This window comes from Allobosea sp. TAB14, assembly GCF_052113865.1.
Classification (GTDB): domain Bacteria; phylum Pseudomonadota; class Alphaproteobacteria; order Rhizobiales; family Beijerinckiaceae; genus Allobosea; species Allobosea spartocytisi.
The window spans coordinates 1-5819 of sequence record NZ_JBFRDQ010000287.1; the positions used below are offsets into that span (position 1 = coordinate 1).

General features: G+C 61.5%; 3 protein-coding genes. All 3 read right to left on the reverse strand.

Annotated elements, in window-relative coordinates; translation table 11 throughout:
- Positions 1–475: 475 nt before the first annotated feature.
- On the reverse strand, positions 476–829 hold the full coding sequence (locus AB4Y99_RS26380; protein ID WP_441525411.1) for a hypothetical protein: 354 nt from the start codon (positions 827–829) through the stop codon (positions 476–478).
- A 1256-nt stretch (positions 830–2085) separates the two neighbouring features.
- Positions 2086–3282, reverse strand: coding sequence for a tetratricopeptide repeat protein (locus AB4Y99_RS26385; protein WP_441525412.1), 1197 nt, complete (start codon positions 3280–3282; stop codon positions 2086–2088).
- A gap of 445 nt (positions 3283–3727) precedes the next feature.
- Positions 3728–5050 (reverse strand): radical SAM protein, encoded by a 1323-nt coding sequence (locus AB4Y99_RS26390; RefSeq protein WP_441525413.1) that lies wholly within the window; start codon positions 5048–5050, stop codon positions 3728–3730.
- Between the last annotated feature and the right edge of the window lie 769 nt (positions 5051–5819).

Genomic DNA, 5819 nt, shown 5'->3' on the forward strand with positions numbered 1-5819 from the left:
CTTCTCGACGGGGGGCGGGCGCGTTCGACGGCTAGGTGAAGATCGCAGCGCTGGCTTCGGTCGCCTCCGTAAAGACGCCGCGTGCGAAGATCGGGAGCTGACGCTGGATAACGATCACGATGGCCCGCGTCGGCTCTCGGCCTGCAAGTTTGCAACCGGTCGTACACGCTGAAGGAGAGCCGATATTTCCAGAGGCCCATTCGCCGCGGCTGCCGTTTCGACGTCGATCTCGGCAAGACGCGCTTCGACGTCATGGCAGCTGATGCATYCGGCAAGCCACTAGGCCGCGCGAAGYTGATCCGAGCTCATGCCGGGGGCACGCGTGCGAAGTTGATCCCGACTTCGGGGAAGGTGAACTGCTATCTGCTGTCGATGGCCGATTTCGGCATTTGCTGCCGCCTAATCGGACGTCAGCTTTCAGGCCCTGGTCGAAGGGATAAAATCGCCCCTTCTCGGACGTTGGAAAGGTCGGCCTTCAGCAGCCGGATCTACGAGCCAGGGCGTCAGCCCGGGAATGTGCAATGCGTACTCGTATATTCGCCGCATGCTTCCAGTCACCCTGCCGTTCCTGCCAATCAGCTAACAACAGTCTCTGGCCGCTATCATCGATCACCCCTGGTTCGAAATATCTGTCACCGATCYTTGCAAGCGCGGCTTTTGCGAGATCGTTAGCCTGACGGTAGTCGGCGCGCTCCAAGGCTTGTTCAGCCGTCATCAGTCCTGTTTGGATATTTCGAAGTTCATCAGATACACARTTCGCGAACGCTAAGCTTGAATTCGTCGTAATTGCGAGAAAGCTGACGATAGCTGCTGCGAATGAGATAGTCATGGCGGTTTCCACAAACGGGCTGGTCCGACGGGAGTTGGATTTTCAAAATCATTGTCTGCCTGTATGGGACCGTCCATCACAAAGGGGACTTTTCCAAGAGAGTCCGAACCTGGCATGTCGCTCAGTGACCGCTGCCGACCCGCCCGTGACTTCCAGAACGTTTGGTAATGGGCAATGTCGCGGCGGCCCCGGAAGCCGGTGAGGATAGTGCTGGGAGTTGCAGAACGACAGCCGTCAGACTCTCACGCGTGCCTGAAACAAGCGTCGTCCATCATTTGGTGGAGTTTGATGGAGAAAGGGCGGCCTTGCGTACGATGATGATCACCGCGTACGCGACGGAGGAATCGGGCTTCCCCCAGTCGTATGTCCGCAGGCTCGGCGTCTTGGTTTCCAGGACCCCGCAGCATCATGACCACTTCAAACGTGCTTGCCTACCGCGATCATAGCGTTCCGCGCCTTCGTCACATCGATCTCGACAAAAAACTTCGCTACAATGCTCCWTGGTTCGTCCTCCTGCGGAGAGGATCGGCTCGGCCACTCCGAGCAACCTTCGAAGGCGCAGCCTAGGGCGAGCTACTCCGGCTCAGCGAACATCCGGTCTTACCGTTAATCGACGCAGACGCTGTGCGCCTCTCCCTCRCTGTCGAGGCTGCTGAAGCAGCCGTGCAAAGGCTCATCGCGCGCCTGGCACGTTCCCTTTCCTGCCAATCTTGCCGCTGGGCCGTCTTCCACAAGACATTCGCCGACACAGTCTGACTTCTTGCTGCAGGCTTTTCCGGCATCGGAAAAAGGCTTCACGCAATAGGGAAACTGCGCTTTTCCGAACCGCTCTATGTGACCCCCGCTTATCGCGCACGCCTTCTCGTCCGAGGTTCGCGTTTCAGCGGCGGCCACTTGCTGCAATGCGAGCGAGGCGACGAAGCCTGCCACCAACCCCAATCTCGTCATCCTCCACCTCCGGTTGAAGCTAAAGCCTGCCCACGTAGCGCTACTGCCGCAGCCGATCGCTAGCAAGGACGCCTCCCTTCTGCTTTGGGTCCAAATTCCCCGTTGGCCGCCTGCCGGAGAGTGGACATTCGGTGCGAACCGCCGTGCGCCTTGACCAGCAAGCTGGCGCGCTCGGGCGCAGCACCTCCTTCTTGCTACGAAGCCGGGCCAYGCGGCTATGGGATCGGYCGSCGACGCGCCGGTATTTTGGCTTGCAGTTCTCCAGCGCTCCGACCGGATAATGAACGCGCGGCTTGATGTGACCGGCGCTAGGCGGCTCGCCGCCTATCTCGGAGCCTCAATGTGCAGACGGTCGTGAGCGCCACCTCATGGTGTCGTACCCTGTAATCGGTCAGCGCCAGATCGAGCGCCTTCATGGTCCTGTGGACGTTGCCGAGATTATAGTGCGGGATTGCCAGCAACGGAGCGAGCTTCGCAGCCTCACGGTAATCCACCACCGCGAGGTCAAGCTCACCGAGGCGCTCGTGCGCCACACCGCGATCGATCCAGGCCGCCACCTCCAAGGGAGATACGCGGATGGCCTCGTCGAGATCCTCGATGGCGTGCGGAAAGTCTCCCGTCTCCGTGTAAGCACGGCCCCGCACCAGCCGGGCGCCAGTTGCGGAAGGCTGGAGACGAATGGCTTCCGTCGCGCCGGAGACCGCCATTTCCGGGCGATGCATGGCGAGGAGAATCGAAGCACGGACGGTTCTGGCCTCTGCGTCGCTTGGATTGAGCCGGACGGCCTCATCAAGATCGGAAAGGCCCTGCTCCAGCTGGCCTGTCTGGGCCAGTAGAGCCCCGCGATTCGTCCGAGGCTGGTGATCGCGAGGATCGAGCCGGATGGCGGTGTCGTAATCCGCCATTGCATCTTCGTAGCGTTTCAGCTGCGTGCGGGCGAAGCCGCGATTGTTGTAGGCCTTGGAGAAGTTCGGGGCGAGCTTGATCGCCTGATCGAGATCGGCAAGCGCACGCTCGTATTGTGCTGTCCGGATAAGAACCCAGCCCCGGTTGCTGTAGATTTCGCCATCCTGCGGATTTATCCGAATGGCTGTATCGAGATCGGCGAGCCCGCCCGCCACGTCGCCTCGCCGAGCGCGCGCGATGCCGCGGTTCATGTAGGGTTGCGACGTGACCCCCGGGGTCTCGCCCGGCGGCGTCAGCCGCATCGCCTCGGTCCAGTCGGCGATGGCCTCGTCTAATCGGCCACTGAACATATGGGTGATGCCGCGCCCTGTATAGGCACCTGCTAGCGTGGGATCGAGCCGAATCGCCTCGTTGAAATCGTCGGCTGCGCGCGCCATCTCGCCCGCCAGGATCCGGGCGGCGCCGCGGTTGTAGAAAACGAAAGGCTTGCGCAGCCCCGGATCGGTGGAGAGGAGGCGGGTACACGCCTCGATCGCCGGCGTCCCGGCCGCGACCGCGCAATCGGACTGGTCGTCCGCCAGAGCGTGCCCGATAGACAATCCAGTCGCGACCAAGAAGGCGACCGCACGGGCAGCGCGATGCGAGCATTYGTGACTTGCGTTACGCCATAGCGCCGGCCCACAGGTYCCGCCAAGACCGTCATGCATTCCCAGCGCCTCCCCGACGATCAYGCAGCATGAGCCGGTCCAGACGATCGAGCTCWCGGTCCAACCACCAGGCATCGGATCACCCCGGAATATCATCATCCAATCAGATGAGRGGCCCGCAGATTTTATCGTCACGGCGACGCAGCGCGGCAAAGACGCGCGAGAACGGCTCTGCGCCCGCATAGCATCGGAGCAAGCTGCGGACGAGCGTGGCGGTGATCTGACGGCGTCTAGTGGCGATCGAGCTTCGGGCGTGCCGCTCGGGCTGCTTGGTCAGACGCGAGGGATCGTGAACTGCGGGAAGGCAACGGATTTTCTTGGAATAGATTGTTGAGTCTCAAGACAGGACTGCTGCGAGCTCTGCGTCTGACCATAAGCCCGTGGTGCCCGCTCGAAGTTTGAAGAGTTGGCTGCCAAGCGTCATTCCGATGACCGGATCTTCTTCAAGAATTCGCGCAATAGACTCTTCGACGATCCGGTAGCTGCCGAAGTCGAAGGACTCGCCCGGAGCGGCGCTGACACGTTCCAGCTTTTCGACAAGACCGCGTTCRGCCAATGCCAAGGCCCGAAAATGACAGAGAGGATTGTTGCCAGCCCGGCCAAACAGAACGTGCGAAGTCCATGTACATCCCGCCCGGCAGCGCTGCGCGAACGGACAGGTCGCACAGAAACCCCACAGCTCGACGGGYTTCTCGGCCTTATCCGCGATCAGCCCCGACCAGATGTCCTGGAGCCCGCGGTCGCGGACATTGCCCTTGACATAATCTGAGCTCGGAAGCGACGGACAGCCTTTCACGCTCCCATCGGCTTCAATGCCGAGAGAAGATTCGCCCGCGCCGCAGCCGTTCCAACTGTGACCGCGCTCGCTGCCGTATCGCAGCGTCTCTGCCAACGGGCCGAAGTARCCCACGTTGTTGCCGGGGAAGAAAGCGATGCCTTTCGGATCGAGCTGCTGGCTCTTTATGGCCGCCAGCAAAGGGAACAAGTAGAGCAGATGATATGGCTGGAGCATCAGGGCGGACCGATCTGCTGCGCGACCCATGGCCGCTGTCAAGATCACCATCCAGCTCCGCGCTCCGATGTCACTGAGAAGATCGGGCATGGCAGGGAGTTCAGGCATGGTCAGGCGGTTGATCTGTGTGTTCACRGAAAGGTCGATTCCGCTTGCACTGATCTGTCTCSCCGCCAAAACTGCGGCTTTCCAGGATCCCTTAGACCCTCGGATCGCGTCGTGGGTCAGCTCCAGTCCGTCGATCGAGAGCGAGATCTTTCCGACTCCCGCTTCCGCCGCCCGTCGGATTCTCTCGCCCGTCATCTGCCGAGCGCCGGTGACGATACTGCATAACATGCCGCAACGATTAATCTCCGCGGCGATCCGATCCCAGTCGTCGCGCAGGTAGAACTCGCCGCCGATTAAAGCGATCTCCTTGAGGCCGAGGTTCGCAAATTGATGAACAAGGTCGAGCGCCTCCTCCGTGCGCAACTCGTCTTTCCGCGCCCGGCCGGCGCGCGATCCGCAATGTCGACAGCCCAGATCGCATCGAAGCGTGATTTCCCAGACAGCGATGCTCGGCGGATCTTTGGGGTCTGACCGCCAGCGGGCGTGCCTGCGGGGATCGCCGTCGTAAAGCCGGCCTTCGCCGTTTCCATCCGGTGTCATGGCTTGGTCCTGAAGCCGGGCGGGGGGCCGTATATTGGCGTCGGAGCCGGTCCTAATGACGGCGATCTATTCGGAGATCGCTGCGTGTCGCTGGGAGCTTGCAGTTCGCCTGGCTGAGGAGCGGGCGGCGGCTGCATCGTCTCCGGGCCGCCGGCAGCGTGCGGATCAATCGGTGCTGCAGCCGGCGACTCCGAAGCTRGCTTTTCAGGATGCTCATTGGCCGGAACCGGAAGGCGCTGCGATCGGTCCTCGGACACAAGCGTGACGGCATCAGCGGCACGCGAACCCGCCGCCGGTCCCCTGGCTCCAGTCCAATTGTTGAGGAAACGATCAATGTCATCTCCGTTTAGCTGGTCCGGTAAGTCGTAAGGAGTCGGATCGAACCCTCCCTCTTCGAAAATGGAACGAGGGTTGAGGGAAAACCGGGCGCGCAATGCAGAATCCTCCCGGAGTTGCCCGATGAGTTTACCCAAAGGCGGCCGGTCGGTGCGTGGCGGCGTGGTTGCTTGGGCCGATCCCAAGGCCGATAACACGGCTGCCATCATCTGGAGAAGCTTGTGTGACGGAGTGGGCAAACGGGCCTCCTTCAACTTCGACTGCCAGAACATACAAAGGAGCGGGCACGGTCGGGTCGTGAGGAAAATTGAGCGGCAAACGTCGCGCAATCTGTTCCGGACTTAGGACCGTGCCCATCGTCGCTCTTGTCGACGTCCCTTCCAAGCGACCATGGGGCCGACGACCGCGGTCCCGTTGGGCACAACCACCAAAC